This is a genomic window from Pantoea sp. 9140, from assembly GCF_000745295.1.
In the GTDB taxonomy this organism is placed as follows: domain Bacteria; phylum Pseudomonadota; class Gammaproteobacteria; order Enterobacterales; family Enterobacteriaceae; genus Pantoea; species Pantoea vagans.
Genome location: NZ_JQNO01000001.1, coordinates 1,997,953 through 2,012,870, shown reverse-complemented (window position 1 = coordinate 2,012,870; position 14,918 = coordinate 1,997,953). Strand labels below are relative to the sequence as shown.

Here is a 14,918-nt window from a genome sequence, read left to right as displayed (position 1 = left end):
AACGGAGGCTAACCCCGGCATGAACACCCTTTTTAAAGTTGGACTTATTGCGGGCCTGCTCTTAGCAGGCCCAACCTTCGGCGCAGAGAATATTACCCGCGCCGATCAGATTCCCCAGCTTCACGAAGACCCGCAGGATCCGACGGTCAGTGAGCGCGTCACGTCGCGCTTTACTCGTTCTCATTACCGCCAGTTCGATCTGGATCAGAACTTTTCCGCGAAAATTTTTGATCGCTACCTGAACATGCTCGACTACAGCCACAATGTGCTGCTGGCGTCAGATGTGGCGCAGTTTGCCAGCAAAAAAACCACCGTCGGCGATGAGCTGCGCAGTGGCAAGCTGGATCTCTTTTACGATATTTATAATCTGGCGCAGAAACGCCGTTTTGAGCGCTATCAGTATGCGCTGACGGTGCTGGCGCGTCCGATGAATTTCAGCGGCAATGACACCATCGACATTGACCGCGCCAAAGCGCCCTGGCCGAAAGATCAGGCTGAACTGAACGCGCTCTGGGATGCCAAGGTTAAATATGACCAGCTGAGTCTGAAGCTGGCAGGCAAAGACGATAACGAGATCCGCGACGTTCTGACCAAGCGTTATAACTTCGCGATCCGTCGTCTGGCCCAGAGCAACGGTGAAGACGTTTTCCAGCTGGTGATGAACGCTTTCGCCCGCGAAATCGATCCGCACACCAGCTATCTGTCGCCGCGTAACACCGAGCAGTTCAATACCGAGATGAGCCTGTCACTGGAAGGCATCGGCGCGGTACTGCAGATGGATGACGACTACACCGTGATCAACTCGATGGTCGCAGGCGGTCCGGCAGCGAAAAGTAAAGCCATCACCGTGGGCGATCGCATCGTGGGTGTCGGTCAGCCAGGCAAGCCGATGGAAGATGTTATCGGCTGGCGTCTGGATGATGTCGTGGCAAAAATCAAAGGACCCAAGGGCAGCAAAGTGCGCCTGGAAGTTCTGCCCGCCGGTAAGGGCACCAAAACCCGAACTGTGACGCTGACGCGTGAGAAAATCCGTCTGGAAGATCGCGCGGTTAAACTGACCATCAAAAATGTCGGCAAGCAGAAAGTAGGCGTGCTTGATATTCCTGGCTTCTATGTCGGTCTCACCGACGACGTGAAAGTTCAGCTGCAGAAACTGCAGAAACAGAACGTCGATAGCGTGGTGATCGATCTGCGTACCAACGGCGGCGGCGCGCTGACCGAAGCGGTCTCGCTTTCCGGCCTGTTTATTCCGAGTGGTCCGGTGGTGCAGGTTCGCGATAACAATGGTCGGGTGCGTGAAGACAGCGATAACGACGGCGTGGTCTACTACAAAGGTCCGCTGGTGGTACTGGTCGATCGCTTCAGCGCCTCCGCCTCTGAGATCTTTGCTGCCGCGATGCAGGATTACGGTCGTGCAGTGATTGTCGGCGAGCCAACCTTTGGTAAAGGCACCGTTCAGCAATATCGCTCGCTGAACCGCATCTACGATCAGATGCTACGTCCGGAGTGGCCAGCGTTAGGCTCCGTTTCTTACACCATCCAGAAGTTCTATCGCATTAACGGCGGCAGTACACAGCGTAAAGGCGTCACGCCGGATCTGCTGATGCCAACCGGCGTTGAAGCGGCTGAAACCGGTGAGAAATTTGAAGATAACGCCCTGCCATGGGACAGCATCAAAGCGGCCACCTATACCAAAACCGGTGATGTTAAACCGCTGGTCGCGCAGCTGACGAAGCAGCATGCTGACCGTATCGCTCAGGATCGCGAGTTCCAGTACATCATGAAGGACATTGCCCGTTACAATGCCCTGAAAGATAAGCGCAACATCGTGTCACTTAATCTTGCTCAGCGCGAGAAAGAGAACCACGAAGATGATGCGTCACGTCTGGAACGAATCAATGCGCGCTATCAGGCCGAAGGCAAAAAACCGCTGAAGAACCTGGATGAGTTGCCGAAAGATTATAAAGAGCCGGATCCGTATCTTGATGAGACGGTGAAGATCGCTAACGATCTTGCGCAACTGGAGAAATCCCAGCCAGACGCGCCAGCAGCGAAATAATCCGCTGTTGTCAGAAAAAGCACCGCTCTGCGGTGCTTTTTTTTGCCCCCGGAAAAGTTTCCGGTAACCAATGATTAGCGATGGTGAACCCGTCTGCAGGCCATGCCGCCCGGCAGACATGTCAGAATGTAAAGTTATGTCTTTTTAGGCACTTAAACGTTAAGGTCGCTTGAAAAGCCGCACAATGCTCATAGGATATGTATCCGCGTATAGGCGCGTGAACTACTGAGGAAGATTAACAAAAATGATGCGTATTGCTCTTTTCCTGATGACCAACCTGGCTGTGATGTTGGTATTCGGGCTGATTCTCAGCCTGACAGGGATCCAGTCAAGCAGTGTTCAGGGCCTGATGATCATGGCAGGCCTGTTTGGCTTCGGCGGTGCGTTTGTTTCACTGCTGATGTCGAAGTGGATGGCGCTGCGTTCGGTTGGCGGTGAAGTGATTGAACAGCCACGCAATGAAACTGAGCGCTGGCTGGTGGATACCATTGGCCGTCAGGCCCAGCAGGCGGGTATTGCGATGCCACAGGTCGCGATCTATCACGCACCTGATATCAATGCCTTTGCGACCGGCGCGCGTCGTAACGCCTCACTGGTGGCTGTCTCAACCGGTCTGCTGCAGAACATGAGCCGTGATGAGGCGGAAGCGGTGCTGGCTCACGAAGTGTCGCACATCGCTAACGGTGACATGATCACCATGACGCTGATTCAGGGTGTGGTGAACACCTTCGTGATTTTCGTTTCACGTATTCTGGCGCAGATTGCGGCGGGCTTTATGTCCGGCAACCGTGATGGTGAGGAGAGCAGCAACGGTAATCCGCTGGTTTACTTTGCGGTGTCGATGGTGCTGGAACTGGTGTTTGGTATTCTCGCCAGCATCATCACCATGTGGTTCTCCCGTCATCGTGAGTTCCACGCCGATGCCGGTTCAGCGAAGCTGGTCGGTCGTGAGAAGATGATTGCGGCGTTGCAGCGTCTGAAAACCAGCTACGAACCACAGGAGCCGAGCAGCATGATGGCGTTCTGTATCAACGGTAAGGGCAAATCGTTCAGCGAGCTGTTCATGTCTCACCCGCCGTTAGACAAGCGTATTGAAGCACTGCGCAGCGGTCAGTATCTGAAGTAGCGCTAAGCAGAGCAAACAAGGCGACCCCCGGGTCGCCTTTTCTGTTTTAGCAATCAGCATCAGATTGAATCTGACAGCAATATCTTAGCTGAACGAGGAGGGAACCCTGGCAGAGGAGGAAAGCGTCCCGACGCCTGGACAAAAACGCCGGGAGCGTTTTTAAACAACGCAAAGCGTTGGACCGTTTATGGTCGCACCTCAGGGATGAGGTGCGCAATGGTGCGGGCCGACCGTCATGGATGACAGTAGTCTTTCCGATCTGACAGGGTTCCCTGTGCAGGCTCGACCATACAGTGAATCGGGTCACATTCTGTCATGAGTTCGCCTTTTTTTAATGCTATCAGGCCCGGGTCTGCGTCATGCGCGACACGCTCACCAGCGCCGCCACGGCGGCAAAGCTCCCTGCAAGCAGCAGCGAAACGTGCGTCCCACGTTCATCAAACAGATTAAACATCAGTGCGACCAGCGCGGCACCCATACTCTGCCCCAGAAGACGCGCAGTACCCAGCATGCCGCTGGCTCCGCCACTGCGATTACGTGGCGCGGAGGTGACAATCGTGTGGTTGTTGGGTGACTGGAACAGCCCGAAACCGGCACCGCACAGCATCATGCGCCAGATAATATCGCCATCACCCGGATTTACCGGCAGCCAGGCGAGCAGGAACAGTCCCAGCGCAAACATCGCCAGTCCGATTCCCCCTAACAACCCGGCATGCACCCGCTCAATCAGACGGCCGGCAATCGGCGCAAATACCATCGTTGCCAGCGGCCAGGGCGTCAGCAACAGACCGGTTGCCACCTCATTACGCTGCAGGACGTTCTGCAGAAAGAAGGGCAGTGAGACCATCGCCAGCATCTGGGCGCAGAACGAACAGACCGACGTTCCCATCGACAGACTGAATATCGGGATACGCAGCAGATCAACCGGCAGCAGCGGCACTGCCATATTGAGCTGACGACGAATAAAGAACCAGCCGATGACCAGCAGCGCAACGACCTCGGAGAGCACCAGCAGATGACTCTGTCCCTGGGCAAAGCCGCTCAGAGCGGAGATGATCAGGCCAAAGAACAGGGCATTCATGATCGCACTGGGCACATCGAATTTCTGTGTTGTGGCTTTCTGCGGGTTATCAGGCAGGGTTCGCAGCGCCAGCCAGAGGGCAATACCCCCCAGCGGGACGTTAATCAGAAACAGCCATTTCCAGCTGGCTACCGAGAGTATCGCTGCAGCTACCGTCGGGCCAGCCGCGGTTGATACGGCCACCACCAGCGAGTTGATCGCCATGCCGCGTCCCAGATAACGCTGCGGATAGATAATGCGTATCAGCGCGGTATTCACACTCATCAGCGCCGCGCCGCCCAACCCCTGCAGCACGCGGGCAAAAGTCAGCATGGTTAGGGTGGTCGAAAAGGCGCAGAACAGTGAGGTCGCAATAAACAGTGCCAGGCCAGCCTGATAGACGCGGCGATAACCCAGCATGTCGCCCAGAAACGAAAGTGACAGCAGCGAGACGATAATCGCAATCTGATAGGCATTCACAATCCAGATGGACTGCGCCGGGCTGGCATTCAGTTCACGCGAAATAGTCGGCAGCGCGACGTTGGCAATCGCGCCGTCTAATACCGCCATGGTCAGGCCCAGCGCAATAGTGACGATAGCCATATAGCGCTGACGCGTCGGTAATCCATCCTGAGGAGGAGAGAGTGTCATAAGTTAATTACTAAAGAGGGTGAATATCATCATGCTAATGAAATCAGCGCTGAAATGCAGCGATCAGATGGATAAAAAACTGTCTTAAAATATGACTTAATGGTTAAAGCATTGCTGCCATCCTGTGCCTCAATCTATACTGACAGTCCGTTCCATTTTTTTTGAAACAGGCTAATAAGGTGCGTGATGTCCTCTGCTGAAAATGATAAACAGCCCGATTCCGTCTCTTCGGTACTTAAAGTGTTCGGCATTCTGCAGGCGCTGGGTGAAGAGCGCGATCACGGTATAACCGAGCTTGCGCAGCGCGTGATGATGTCAAAAAGTACTGTCTACCGTTTTCTGCAGACTATGAAGTCGCTGGGCTATGTCACGCAGGAAGGTGAAAGCGAGAAGTACTCACTGACGCTGAAGCTGTTTGAACTGGGTGCCAAAGCGCTACAGAACGTCGATTTAATCCGCAGCGCGGATGTGCAGATGCGTGAGCTGTCGCGTCTGACCAAAGAGACGATTCACCTGGGGGCACTGGAAGAGGACAGCATTGTCTACATTCATAAAATCGACTCACTTTACAATCTGCGCATGTATTCGCGCATTGGCCGTCGCAACCCGCTGCATACCACCGCGATTGGTAAAGTCCTGCTCGCCTGGCGTGATCGCAGCGATGTTGAGGAAATTCTGCGGGATGTGGAGTTCAAACGCAGCACGGCCAATACGCTGCTGAGCGCCGAGGCGCTGATTACGACGCTGGATCAGGTCAAAGCGCAGGGTTACGGCGAAGATAATGAAGAGCAGGAAGAGGGATTACGCTGCCTTGCCGTGCCGGTGTTTGATCGGTTTGGCGTGGTGATTGCGGGACTCAGCATCTCGTTTCCCACCATTCGCTTTTCGGAAGATGCCCGCCAGGATTATGTGGCGATGCTGCATCGGGCGGCACGTACGCTTTCAGCAGAAATGGGCTATCACGACTACCCATTCTGAATAAAGCGGGCCATCCGGCCCGCTTTATCACTAGTTATCGATCACTTCTCCGCTTTTCTTCAGCAACGGACAATCCGTCACGCCCACCACGCCACTGTCGGTATGCAGATACTGCGCGCTGATGACGCCGCGAGCGGTAAGATAGCTGCACTGCAGGCCAAGTCCGGCAGCATTTTTAGTGCTACCGGTTAACACGCCATAGCCGGTAAGCAGCATTGCCAGCCAGATCACCGCCAGCAAGCCTATTGTGCGAATAAACAGTTTCATTGTGTCTCCTTGTGAAAGATAACTCAGCGCGCCACCTGGTGCTGCCGGTTATGATGATATCAGCATGCCTCGCTTTTCTGGTGGGATCGATCAGAGATAACTGAAACGGCAAATTCTGCATTGCTGTCTCCCCCATTATCTTTTGCGATGGCTACAGGTAGAATAGGCGGTTGCCATGTTCTGGCGTTTCCACTGAGTTTTACGAGGCAGTTATGAATGAGTTAGCCGCAAATCCGGGCCCCCTGGTCAGCTATGGGCTGCTGGTCATTATTTTGATTGTGGCGTTTATCGCCTGGTTCTTTGTTAACCGGGCCAGCGTGCGCGCCGGTGAGCAAATCCGCTTACTGGAATCCTTACTGGAAGAGCAGAAGAAACAGAATCAGCTGCTGCGCCGCCTGATTGAGATGCAGCCTGGGGCAGAAAATACAAAAACCGATGACGATCGGGAGAAGCGCGACTTTATCCGGTTAATCCCGGAACGTTAATCACAGCAGAGAGACGGAATGGCCTGGAAAAATCCGTGGTATGACAGCAGCAAAGCGCATCACACGCCAGAGGGATTCCGTAATCCTGAACCGGAACAGCGCAGGCCGGGTGACCTGAAACGCTGGCGCAGGGAGCGCAAAGCACAGGGGCTACCAATACCGCCAGAGCAGGGCTATGCGGCGTTCACGAGGCAATGGTGGCAGCCCGCGGATATCAGCGGCAGTGACGATCGTATCTGGTGGCTGGGACATGCTGCCGTCCTGTTACGGCTCAATGGACACTATATCCTGATCGATCCGGCGCTCTCACCACGCGCCTCACCGCTGGCGTTTGCGGGGCCACAGCGTAAAACGCCCGCGCCCATCAGCATCGCTGATCTGCCGCAGCTTGATGTCGTGCTGATTTCACACAACCATTACGATCATCTGGATAAACCGACGGTTAAAGCGATTATCCGGCATTTTCCGCAGGCGACCTTTATTGTGCCGCTGGGACTGGCGAAATGGTGCAGAGCGCAGGGCGTGAAACAGGTGCACCAGATCGACTGGTGGCAGCAGGTAACGCTCGGCGACCTCTGTTTTGATGCGGTGCCAGCCCGTCACTGGAGTATGCGAACCCCACGCGATCGCAACCGTTCGCTCTGGTGCGGCTGGGTCGTGCGCTCTGCCTCCCTGCGTTTCTGGTTTTCGGGCGACAGTGGCTATAGCGATAGCCTGCTGGAGATTCCGGCCCGGCTTGGCCCGTTCAGCGTGGCTGCGTTGCCGATTGGCGCGTATGCACCTAAATGGTTCATGGCAAGCCAGCATATGGATCCCGATCAGGCGGTGGCGTTATGGCAGGCGGCAGGCAGGCCATTGACGCTGCCTATTCACTGGGGCGTGTTTGAGCTGGCCGATGAGTCGCTGGATGCGCCACCCCAGGAGCTGGCGAATGCGCTACAGCGGGCAGACGAACATAACGGCCGCTTCGCCCCCTGGCGAATAGGCGAAGGTCGCAGTCTGAATAATTGCAGCCAGGAATAATCCTAAAGCCTCCGGTATAAATACAAGCCGGAGGTTTTTTATCAGACGTCAATTTTTCAAATCGAAAGTTAAATTCCTAATAAGTAAAATCCGCATCGTTGCTTTTATTTGGAGCAAGGCTAATGGCTGGCTCCTGATTTTGGTGCAAAAAAAGCGTTATTTGTACGAAATAAAAGTCGCTGTACAGGATTGACGCCCGATCTTTGATATCTGCCACGGTTACCGTTTCGCTTATTCATTTCGCCATTGCCATATTTGTGAAATATTAATTTCTTATGGTCTCCATCAGGTTAAGCCTGGCAACACAGGCAGGAGAGGGCGCTGGCTGCCCGCGTACTTTATTCGCAGGTGCAGTTGTAAACCCCACGGAACAGGCAATGTGAGCCTTCTGGCAAATATGTGCGCAGGCGCGCCAGGGCTTTAAAAATGGCTTGCCATTATTTTTGGGATATGTGATAACAATTCGTGGGTTAAACGAGGTACAGTTCTGTTTATGCATGGCATCTTCAGTAAAGAAGTACGAGTAAAGACGTTGACGTTGAATACCGCTTCCTTGCCGAACCTTAATTAGTGCCTCATGCAGTAATGTCTCTGGTTTTTCTGTAAGACAGCCTTCGGGCTAAATAAACATCTAAAGGAATTTGCAAAATGGCAAAGATTAAAGGTCAGGTTAAGTGGTTCAACGAGTCTAAAGGTTTTGGTTTTATCACTCCTGCTGACGGCAGCAAAGATGTGTTCGTACACTTCTCTGCTATTCAGGGCAACGGTTTTAAAACCCTGGCTGAAGGCCAGAGCGTTGAGTTCGAAATTCAGGACGGCCAGAAAGGCCCTGCAGCTGTTAACGTCACTGCTATCTGATTCGACTCCACCTCGGTGCAATGCACCCTGACATGGAATCTTAAAGCCCTGGCTCTTCAGTCGGGGCTTTCTTTATGCTTCCGATGCGTAAACGTTAAGGTTACACTGCGCCGCGTTATCTGATGCCGGAGCACCCTATGTCCCTGATTTGCCCTCTTTGTCACTCTCCACTGACCCTCACCGACCGCAGCTGGTGCTGTGAAAACCGCCATCAGTTCGATCAGGCGAAAGAAGGGTATGTCAATCTGCTGCCCGTTCAGCATAAACGATCGCGTGAACCGGGTGACAGTGCAGAGATGATGCAGGCACGACGGGAATTTCTTGAGGCAGGCTATTATCAGCCGCTACGTGAGCAGGTAGTCAGCCTGCTTGCGCCGGTGCTGAATCAGCCGGAGTGCAAAATCCTGGATATCGGCTGCGGTGAAGGGTACTACACCGCCGCACTGGCGGAGGCGGCGGACGGAGACGCTGAGATTTATGGCCTGGATGTTGCCAGAATGGCCATCCGGCTGGCGGCTAAGCGCTATCCTGCAGTACGTTTCTGCGTGGCTTCCAGTCAGCGCTTACCCTTTGCCGATCAGTCCCTGGATGCGATTGTACGCATCTACGCACCCTGCAATGAAGCAGAACTGGCTCGCGTGCTGAAGCCGGGTGGCATGGTGCTGACGGTCACGCCAGGCCCGCATCATCTGCAGCAGTTCAAAGCGCTGATTTACCGCGAAGTGCAGCTACATGTGCCGGAACAGAAAGATTATCCTGGCTTCCGGCAGGTAGCGCAGCATGCCCTGCGTTATCCGATGGCATTAACCGGCGCAGCCGCGACGACACTTCTGCAGATGACGCCCTTTGCCTGGCGGGCGCGTGAAGACGTCTGGCAAACGCTGCAGCAGAGTGAGCAGTTCAGCTGCGATGCTGATTTTACCCTGACAATGTGGCAGCGCGACTAGCGCGCCTCGACCAGCGTAGTGTAGATGCGCTCCAGGTCGTCGAGTTGCTGCACGGCAATCAGCAGACGGCGTTGCTCCAGCTGAATCACCAGAATGCCATCCTCAGAAAGATTCATGCCCTGAATCCGCCGGTAATCGATCCAGACACCGGCGTAAAACAATCCCTCATTTTTCATCAGCAGCATCGGTTTGCGCAGCCAGAAGAGCCAGAACGCCAGAAAACTCAGCACCATCAGCAGTGAGGTGGTGAGCTGTGGGCCATGATGACTGACATTGTTCCACAGCAAAATCAGCAGCAGGCCGATGAAAATCAGGCTATCGAGTTTATGTTGCCTCCGCAGCGTTACCCGTAAGCGGGTCGGCCCGTGCCGACGCGGCAGAATCGCCTCATGGTAAACAGCAAATCCCATCAGGGCGGCGATACAACACGCAATCAACGCGTCAGTTAAGGACATCACTTCTACCTCAAACAGGGTGAGCTCAGCCAGTTGTGGCTCAGCTCACCACGCTTAAAAGCCGGGAGCAGAGGCTCCCGGCAGGATGAAATTACAGACCGAGCAGGCCGATCCAGTAACCAAAGATACCGATGGCAAAGAAGCCGACGATAATCCACAGCGCATTCACTTTACGGCGTAACAGCCACATACAGCCAAAGGTCAGCAGCAGCGGCACAATGCCTGGCATCAGCTGATCGAGGATTGACTGTACCGTAGTGACGGTGGTTTTGCCGGTTGAGTCAGTAATGCGCGACACCACCAGTGGTATGTTGACGTGCGTCCACTTGTTGACCAGCGCCCCCATGACAAACAGCCCCAGAATCGAGGCGCCCTCAGTGAGCTTCTGCAGGAAACCGCCGCCCATGTCGCTGACGATGTCGATCCCTTTGCGATAGCCATACGCCACGCCGTAGTAGCGGGTCAGCAGACGTGCCAGGTTAAACAGTACAAAGAACAGCAGCGGACCCAGCAGACTGCCGCTCATGGCAATACCGGCACCCAGTGCGGCAAACACCGGACGTACCGTACCCCAGAAGATCGGGTCGCCAACACCGGCCAGCGGTCCCATCAGCCCGACTTTCAGGCCGTTAATCGCACCGTCGTCGATAGGTGCGCCGTTGGCACGCTGCTCTTCCATCGCCATGGTAACGCCCAGTACCGGCGCGGCGACATAAGGATGGGTATTGAAAAACTCCAGATGACGTTTTATCGCCTGCCTGCGCTCATCGTTATTCTCAGGATAGAGACGGCGGATGACCGGCACCATTGAGAAGCAGAAGCCCAGCGCCTGCATACGCTCAAAGTTCCATGAACCCTGGAAAAGGTTAGAGCGCAGAAAGACGGCGCGGACATCACCGGGGGTCAGTTTCTTTTCAACTTTCGTCATATCAACCATGTGATCACCTGTTCCTTAATCGAGTTCGTTATCAAGATCGTTTGCGGTTGCAGCACCCGTGGGTGCGCCCGCCACACGGTTATATTTCGGGCTGAGCTGAATGTAGAGCACCGCCATCACCACGCCAATGACGCCCAGCGCCACCAGGTTGAAGTTGGTGAAGGCCGCGGTAACGAAGCCGAGGTAGAAGAACGGCATCAGGTAGCCTGCGCGCATCATATTGATGACCATCGCGTAACCGACCACCACAATCATGCCACCGGCGATATTCAGGCCGTTGGTGACGACTTCAGGAATGGAACTCAGCAGCGCATGAACGGCACTGGTGCCGACCGAAATCGCCACAATCAGCGCCGGGATGGCGATACGCATCGCCTGTAACAGCAGGGCAGAGACATGGATCCAGGAGATGGCCGTAAGGTTGCCTTTCTCGGCAGCTTTATCAGCCGCATGCTGGAAGGCCACGGTGAGTGTACGCACGATAATGGTCAGCACCTGTCCGGCGGCAGCCAGCGGAATCGCCAGTGCAATACCGGCACCCACACTCTGACCGCCAGCGATGACCAGGATAGTGGAGATGATAGAGGCGAGGGCGGCATCAGGGGCAACCGCCGCACCGATGTTCATCCAGCCCAGTGCAATCATCTCCAGCGTACCGCCGATGATAATACCGGTTTTCATATCACCCAGTACGATACCAATCAGCGTACAGGCGACCAGTGGGCGGTGAAACTGGAACTCATCCAGAATCGACCCCATACCGGCAATACAGGCGACAATAAAAATCAAAATAATTTGTAGCGAGGTAATTTCCATCATACTTCTTGTCCTCAGCAGGATAATCAGGAGCCCGGAAACGCAGGCGCAGAAGTGCTTCTGTTACGCGTTTACTTTCGCAATCAGATCCATCATTTTCAGTTTTTGATCGCTGGAAACTTTACGCACTTCCAGTTCAATATTGCGTTCATTGAGTTTGCGGAATGCGGCGATATCTTTTTCATCAACCGAGACCGCATTATTGACCTGGGTTTTCCCCTGGCGGAACGCCATCCCGCCGATGTTGACCGTTTTAATATCGACACCCTGTTCAACTACACGCAGGACATCGGTGGGGTTGGTAAACAGCAGCATGACGCGGTCCTGACCATACTTCGGGTTGTTCCACACCCGCACCATTTTGTCGACATCCACCACATGGGCCGTCACGCCGGGCGGCGCGACCTGCGTCAGCAGGGTTTTGCGCACGTGATCGTTGGCCACTTCATCGCTGACCACGATAATACGCTGAACGTTAGTCTCTTTAGTCCAGCGCGTCGCGACCTGTCCATGAATCAGACGGTCGTCAATGCGCGCCAGCCCGATCTTCATGTGATCACCAGGCGCCATTGGCTTAGCCGGTTGTGCTGCAGCGGCCGGTTTCACCGCAGCCGGTGCCGGCGCTTCTTCTTTGGCTTTCAGGGCTTTGACCCCTTCACGACCGGTCTCCACCGCCACGGCGACCAGTTCGTCAAATCCGGGATCGTCATCGCGCGCCATCAGGGTTTCGACCAGCATCGGAATATTGACCCCGGCGATGACCTCATAGAGTGGCTTGTCGACAACAATGCGGCTGGCCGCATTGAACGGGCTGCCGCCCCAGGTATCGACCAGAAAAAGAACCCCCTTGCTGGTATCCAGTTCTGCCAGTCGTGCCTGATATTTTTCAATCAGCGTTTCTGCATTTTCACCGGGGACAAAGTCTATCCAGCCGATATTCTCCTGCTCGCCTAACAGCATTTCTGCTGTCTTCAGCAGTTGTTCCGCTGCCCAGCCGTGTGTACCAATTACTATCGCAATGGTCACGTGCTACCTCCGTTCGCTAGAGATGCTCATCTGAGTAAATGAACTGTATTGAGACATGTTTTGATTATCTGTTTAACCCGGTCGTTCGACTTTCTGATATAGCGCCGAAAAAACAGGGGTTAACTTCATCAAGGCGGTAAAGTCGCGATTTATTTTAGTGATCGAAAAAATAAATTATGTGATGTCTGTCAGCTATTCACCCCGTCAGGTGGCGCTTTACCTTTTTTATGCGCCCGATCATCCGTTATGCAGATTGTAAAAATAAGAAAATTTTTTGACGCAATTTACCGACCTGATACATTAACGTTCTGTTTATTACTCAGGAGTAACGGGCTTCAGCCCACCTTTATGGATCGTCACCGACGTCGCTTAATCTGTTCTTTGCGCCTGCTGGCGCGTCACCTTTCGCCTCGCGGCGTTTTCACCGCTTTCCCGACTACCCGGATGTCACGCTGCGCTGACAGGCACCGGCTCGATCTGTTCCCTGTTCTGGAGTCATAAATAATGGAATTTTTATTCGACCCCTCAATCTGGGCGGGTTTACTGACGCTTATCGTGCTGGAAATCGTACTCGGTATCGATAACCTGGTGTTTATTGCTATCCTGGCCGACAAACTGCCGCCAAAGCAGCGTGATAAAGCACGTCTGATTGGCCTGTCGCTGGCGCTGGTGATGCGTCTGGGCCTGTTGTCGCTGATCTCCTGGATTGTCACGCTGACCACGCCTCTCTTCAGCGTAGGCGGTTTCAGCTTTTCCGGACGAGATTTAATCCTGCTGTTCGGTGGTTTCTTCCTGTTGTTTAAAGCGACCATGGAGCTACACGAGAGGCTGGAGAACCGTCAGCTTGATGGTTCCGCAAATCGGGGATATGCCAGTTTCTGGGCAGTGGTATTGCAGATTGTAGTGCTGGACGCGGTCTTCTCACTGGATGCGGTGATTACCGCCGTGGGTATGGTGAACCACCTGCCGGTGATGATGACTGCCGTGGTGATTGCCATGGGTGTGATGCTGCTGGCGTCTAAACCGTTAACCAACTTTGTTAACGCGCATCCGACCGTGGTGGTGCTCTGTCTGAGCTTCCTGTTAATGATCGGTCTGTCGCTGGTGGCAGAAGGCTTCGGTTTCCATATTCCGAAAGGCTACCTCTATGCGGCGATTGGCTTCTCGATTCTGATTGAGCTTTTCAACCAGATTGCACGTCGTAACTTTATTCGCCATCAGTCAAATCGTCCGATGCGTGAGCGCACCGCAGAGGCGATTCTGCGCCTGATGGGCGGCCGTAACCGTGCTCAGACGGCCAGCAATGGCAATAGCAGCAGTAACACCAGCACCAGTGAAGAGTCGGCGCTGACGGAAGCGATGCCGCAGGAAGCGTTTAAAGATGAAGAGCGTTACATGATTAATGGCGTGCTGACGCTGGCTTCCCGCTCGATTCGCAGCATTATGACGCCACGCGGTGATATCTCCTGGGTTGATGCGAATCGTCCGGTAGATGAGATTCGCGGTCAGCTGCTGGATACGCCTCACAGCCTGTTCCCGGTCTGCCGGGGTGAACTGGATGAAATTGTTGGCGTGGTGCGCGCCAAAGAGCTGTTGGTGGCGCTGGAGAAGGGTGTGGATGTGGCGACCTTCGCAGCGAATACACCAACCATTGTGGTGCCGGAGACACTGGATCCGATCAACCTGCTTGGCGTGCTGCGTCGTGCTAAAGGCAGCTTCGTGATCGTCACCAATGAGTTTGGCGTGGTGCAGGGTCTGATTACCCCGCTGGATGTGCTGGAAGCGATTGCGGGTGAATTCCCGGATGAAGATGAAACGCCTGATATTGTTGCAGATGGCGATGGCTGGTTAGTGAAAGGCGGAACCGATCTGCACTCGCTGCAGCAGTTACTCGACTTCCATGAGTTGGTCGATCCAACAGAAGATCACGCCTCGCTGGCGGGCCTGCTGATTGAGCAGAAAGGGCAGTTACCGCTTCCCGGCGAGGTGATTGATATCACGCCGCTGCACTTCCAGATTATCGAAGCGACGGATTACCGTATCGATCTGGTGCGCGTCACCAAAGATAAACCGCATGACGAGGAAGAAGAGGGGTAACGCTTCACGTTGTTACCGAGGCGCTGCCGGTATCACCGGCCGCGCTGAATCTCTCTGACAGCCGCTGCTGAAACGCCGCGGCTGTTTTTTTATGTGCGGGGAGTCGTATCAGGGCGGCGCGGCGCTGACGCGG

Annotated in this window: 14 protein-coding genes; 8 read left to right on the top strand and 6 right to left on the bottom strand. The window is 54.5% G+C overall.

The window, feature by feature from the left end; translation table 11 throughout:
• Window positions 1-19 precede the first annotated feature (19 nt).
• Together prc and htpX are read left to right on the top strand one after the other, a co-directional pair.
• Window positions 20-2,059, top strand: coding sequence for a carboxy terminal-processing peptidase (gene prc, locus FA92_RS09510; protein WP_013358110.1), 2,040 nt, complete (start codon window positions 20-22; stop codon window positions 2,057-2,059).
• A 244-nt stretch (window positions 2,060-2,303) separates the two neighbouring features.
• Window positions 2,304-3,185: a protease HtpX gene (htpX, locus tag FA92_RS09505; protein WP_003852678.1), complete on the top strand. Its 882-nt coding sequence runs from the start codon at window positions 2,304-2,306 to the stop codon at window positions 3,183-3,185.
• A 340-nt stretch (window positions 3,186-3,525) separates the two neighbouring features.
• Here the strand turns inward: htpX and FA92_RS09500 are convergent, their stop codons facing one another.
• Window positions 3,526-4,896 (bottom strand): MFS transporter, encoded by a 1,371-nt coding sequence (locus tag FA92_RS09500; RefSeq protein WP_033783295.1) that lies wholly within the window; start codon window positions 4,894-4,896, stop codon window positions 3,526-3,528.
• 186 nt (window positions 4,897-5,082) lie between these two features.
• Between FA92_RS09500 and kdgR the strand changes: the two genes are divergently transcribed.
• Complete coding sequence (gene kdgR, locus FA92_RS09495) at window positions 5,083-5,874, top strand: DNA-binding transcriptional regulator KdgR (RefSeq protein WP_013358108.1); 792 nt, start codon at window positions 5,083-5,085, stop codon at window positions 5,872-5,874.
• A 30-nt stretch (window positions 5,875-5,904) separates the two neighbouring features.
• Here the strand turns inward: kdgR and FA92_RS09490 are convergent, their stop codons facing one another.
• A complete protein-coding gene (locus FA92_RS09490; RefSeq protein ID WP_033732884.1) occupies window positions 5,905-6,141 on the bottom strand; it encodes a YobH family protein in 237 nt (78 codons plus the stop codon).
• A 212-nt stretch (window positions 6,142-6,353) separates the two neighbouring features.
• On the opposite strand from FA92_RS09490, the gene FA92_RS09485 reads away from it, so the two are divergent.
• The 4 genes from FA92_RS09485 (at window position 6,354) to rlmA (ending at window position 9,454) form a co-directional block, all read left to right on the top strand.
• A complete protein-coding gene (locus FA92_RS09485; RefSeq protein ID WP_013358106.1) occupies window positions 6,354-6,626 on the top strand; it encodes a YebO family protein in 273 nt (90 codons plus the stop codon).
• Between the two features lie 18 nt (window positions 6,627-6,644).
• Complete coding sequence (locus FA92_RS09480) at window positions 6,645-7,649, top strand: MBL fold metallo-hydrolase (RefSeq protein WP_033783293.1); 1,005 nt, start codon at window positions 6,645-6,647, stop codon at window positions 7,647-7,649.
• Window positions 7,650-8,297: 648 nt separating this feature from the next.
• Window positions 8,298-8,507, top strand: a complete 210-nt coding sequence (gene cspE, locus FA92_RS09475; protein WP_003852684.1) for a transcription antiterminator/RNA stability regulator CspE — start codon at window positions 8,298-8,300, stop codon at window positions 8,505-8,507.
• 137 nt (window positions 8,508-8,644) lie between these two features.
• Window positions 8,645-9,454, top strand: a complete 810-nt coding sequence (rlmA, locus tag FA92_RS09470; RefSeq protein ID WP_033783292.1) for a 23S rRNA (guanine(745)-N(1))-methyltransferase — start codon at window positions 8,645-8,647, stop codon at window positions 9,452-9,454.
• Here the strand turns inward: rlmA and FA92_RS09465 are convergent.
• From FA92_RS09465 to manX, 4 genes are all read right to left on the bottom strand, one after another.
• Window positions 9,451-9,909: a DUF986 family protein gene (locus tag FA92_RS09465; protein ID WP_033783291.1), complete on the bottom strand. Its 459-nt coding sequence runs from the start codon at window positions 9,907-9,909 to the stop codon at window positions 9,451-9,453. The genes rlmA and FA92_RS09465 overlap by 4 nt on opposite strands.
• A gap of 91 nt (window positions 9,910-10,000) precedes the next feature.
• Window positions 10,001-10,846, bottom strand: a complete 846-nt coding sequence (locus FA92_RS09460; RefSeq protein WP_033783289.1) for a PTS mannose transporter subunit IID — start codon at window positions 10,844-10,846, stop codon at window positions 10,001-10,003.
• A gap of 15 nt (window positions 10,847-10,861) precedes the next feature.
• Window positions 10,862-11,662 carry a PTS mannose/fructose/sorbose transporter subunit IIC gene (locus FA92_RS09455; RefSeq protein ID WP_033733019.1) on the bottom strand — a complete coding sequence of 267 codons (801 nt, stop codon included), beginning with the start codon at window positions 11,660-11,662 and terminating at the stop codon, window positions 10,862-10,864.
• Window positions 11,663-11,725: 63 nt separating this feature from the next.
• On the bottom strand, window positions 11,726-12,688 hold the full coding sequence (manX, locus tag FA92_RS09450) for a PTS mannose transporter subunit IIAB (RefSeq protein ID WP_033783288.1): 963 nt from the start codon (window positions 12,686-12,688) through the stop codon (window positions 11,726-11,728).
• Between the two features lie 504 nt (window positions 12,689-13,192).
• Here manX and FA92_RS09445 point away from each other — a divergent pair.
• Window positions 13,193-14,785: a TerC family protein gene (locus tag FA92_RS09445; RefSeq protein WP_013358097.1), complete on the top strand. Its 1,593-nt coding sequence runs from the start codon at window positions 13,193-13,195 to the stop codon at window positions 14,783-14,785.
• Window positions 14,786-14,918 lie beyond the last annotated feature (133 nt).

Coding starts and splice junctions, on each gene's coding strand:
- htpX (WP_003852678.1), top strand. CDS start 2,304: ATGATGCGTATTGCTCTTTTCCTGATGACCAACCTGGCTGTGATGTTG.
- FA92_RS09465 (WP_033783291.1), bottom strand. CDS start 9,909: ATGTCCTTAACTGACGCGTTGATTGCGTGTTGTATCGCCGCCCTGATG.
- FA92_RS09460 (WP_033783289.1), bottom strand. CDS start 10,846: ATGGTTGATATGACGAAAGTTGAAAAGAAACTGACCCCCGGTGATGTC.
- cspE (WP_003852684.1), top strand. CDS start 8,298: ATGGCAAAGATTAAAGGTCAGGTTAAGTGGTTCAACGAGTCTAAAGGT.
- rlmA (WP_033783292.1), top strand. CDS start 8,645: ATGTCCCTGATTTGCCCTCTTTGTCACTCTCCACTGACCCTCACCGAC.
- FA92_RS09480 (WP_033783293.1), top strand. CDS start 6,645: ATGGCCTGGAAAAATCCGTGGTATGACAGCAGCAAAGCGCATCACACG.
- FA92_RS09445 (WP_013358097.1), top strand. CDS start 13,193: ATGGAATTTTTATTCGACCCCTCAATCTGGGCGGGTTTACTGACGCTT.
- FA92_RS09490 (WP_033732884.1), bottom strand. CDS start 6,141: ATGAAACTGTTTATTCGCACAATAGGCTTGCTGGCGGTGATCTGGCTG.
- kdgR (WP_013358108.1), top strand. CDS start 5,083: ATGTCCTCTGCTGAAAATGATAAACAGCCCGATTCCGTCTCTTCGGTA.
- FA92_RS09485 (WP_013358106.1), top strand. CDS start 6,354: ATGAATGAGTTAGCCGCAAATCCGGGCCCCCTGGTCAGCTATGGGCTG.
- prc (WP_013358110.1), top strand. CDS start 20: ATGAACACCCTTTTTAAAGTTGGACTTATTGCGGGCCTGCTCTTAGCA.
- FA92_RS09500 (WP_033783295.1), bottom strand. CDS start 4,896: ATGACACTCTCTCCTCCTCAGGATGGATTACCGACGCGTCAGCGCTAT.
- FA92_RS09455 (WP_033733019.1), bottom strand. CDS start 11,662: ATGGAAATTACCTCGCTACAAATTATTTTGATTTTTATTGTCGCCTGT.